The organism is Streptomyces sparsus (assembly GCF_054776295.1).
This window is the reverse complement of sequence record NZ_BAAHCA010000924.1, coordinates 1-1,919: the sequence shown is the minus strand read 5'-3', so window position 1 is coordinate 1,919 and position 1,919 is coordinate 1. Positions and strand designations below refer to the sequence as shown.

The following is a 1,919-nucleotide window of genomic DNA, read 5'->3' as shown; positions in this document are numbered from 1 at the left end:
CGAGCCGGGCTGGCAGGCGCGCACCGGGCCCGCCGGCCACCTGCTGCTCGACCGGACCGAGCCCCGGCCCCGCGACACCGCGCTGGGCACCGGGGCCGACCCGGTCCGGCTGGAGGTCTTCAACAACCTGTTCATGGCCGCCGCCGAGCAGATGGGAGTGCGGCTGGCGAACACCTCGCAGTCCGTCAACATCAAGGAACGGCTCGACTTCTCCTGCGCCCTCTTCGACGCGGACGGCAACCTCATCGCCAACGCCCCGCACATCCCCGTCCACCTGGGTTCGATGGGCGACTCCGTCAAGGAGGTGCTCCGCCGCAACGGCCCCGCACTGCGGCCGGGTGACGTCTACGCGGTCAACGACCCGTTCCACGGCGGCACCCACCTGCCGGACGTGACCGTGATCAGCCCGGTGTTCGGCACGGACGGCCGGGAACTGCTCTTCCTGGTCGCCTCCCGGGGCCACCACGCCGAGATCGGCGGCATCACGCCGGGATCCATGCCGGCGTTCAGCCGCACCGTGCACGAGGAAGGGGTGCTCTTCGACAACTGGCTGCTGGTCGGGGAGGGGGAACTCCGCGAGACCGAGACCCGGGCGCTGCTGGCCGACGGCCCCCACCCCTCCCGCGACCCGGACGCGAACCTGGCGGACCTGCGCGCCCAGATCGCCGCCAACCACAAGGGCATCGACGAACTGCACGCCATGATCGACCAGTTCGGCATCGACGTGGTGCGCGCCTACATGGGACACGTGCAGGACAACGCAGAGGAGTCGGTGCGGCGCATCGTCGCCGGACTGGACGACGGGACCTGCCGGTACGAGACGGACTCCGGGGCCGTCATCGAGGTCGCCGTCCGCGTCGACCGGGAGGCCCGCTCCGCCGTCATCGACTTCACCGGCACCTCCCCGCAGCGGGCCGACAACTTCAACGCCCCCCGCTCCGTCGTGACCGCCGCCGTGCTCTACGTCTTCCGCACCCTCGTCGCCGACGACATCCCGCTCAACAGCGGCTGCCTGCGGCCACTGGCCATCCGCATCCCCGAGGGCTGCATGCTCGCCCCGGAGCACCCGGCGGCCACCGTCGCCGGCAACGTGGAGACCTCCCAGGCCGTCACCGGTGCGCTCTACCGAGCCCTCGGTGTGCAGGCGGAGGGCTCGGGCACCATGAACAACGTCGCCTTCGGCAACGACCGGGTGCAGTACTACGAGACGGTCGCCAGCGGCTCCGGCGCGGGCGACGGCTTTCCCGGTGCCGACGCGGTGCAGACCCACATGACCAACTCCCGGCTCACCGACCCGGAGGTGCTGGAGTGGCGCCTGCCGGTACGGGTGGAGGAGTTCGCCGTCCGCACCGGCAGCGGCGGGGACGGCCGCTGGCCGGGCGGCGACGGGGTCCGGCGACGTCTGCGGTTCCTGGAACCGGTGTCGCTCGCGCTGCTCACCGGCCACCGCCGAGTGCCGCCCTACGGGCTCGCCGGCGGCTCACCGGGAGCCTGCGGCCGCAACGCACTCGAACACCCCGACGGCACCGTCACCCCTCTCGACGGCGTCGCCGCCGCCGACGCCGGCACCGACGACGTGCTGCTGCTGGAGACTCCCGGCGGTGGCGGGTACGGACCGCCGCCCGGGTGAACGGCCCCCCACTGACGGAGGTACGCACCGGTGGTCCACCGCGCGGCCCTTCGGTGGTACAGGTTGAATGGAGAGGACGAAAGGGGCCCGACGACGCCAGCAGCACCGCCGCGATGCCCCCGCAGTGAGGGAGAGACGTGAGCGCCAGCGAGCACGCCCCGCACACCGATGGTCCGCCCGGCACAGCCCCGGCGGTGCTCGTGCTCGACGGCCACGGCGTCGTCCGCTCCTGCACGCCCGGCGTCACGGCGCTGACCGGCCGGACCCCCGGCCAGGTCCGCGGCCGGGC

General features: G+C 73.1%; 1 protein-coding gene. It reads left to right on the top strand.

Going from position 1 to position 1,919, the window contains the following annotated elements:
• Positions 1 to 1,630: hydantoinase B/oxoprolinase family protein (locus ACYVE9_RS24980; RefSeq protein ID WP_461030161.1), on the top strand; the 1,630-nt coding region annotated here is incomplete at its 5' end.
• Positions 1,631 to 1,919 lie beyond the last annotated feature (289 nt).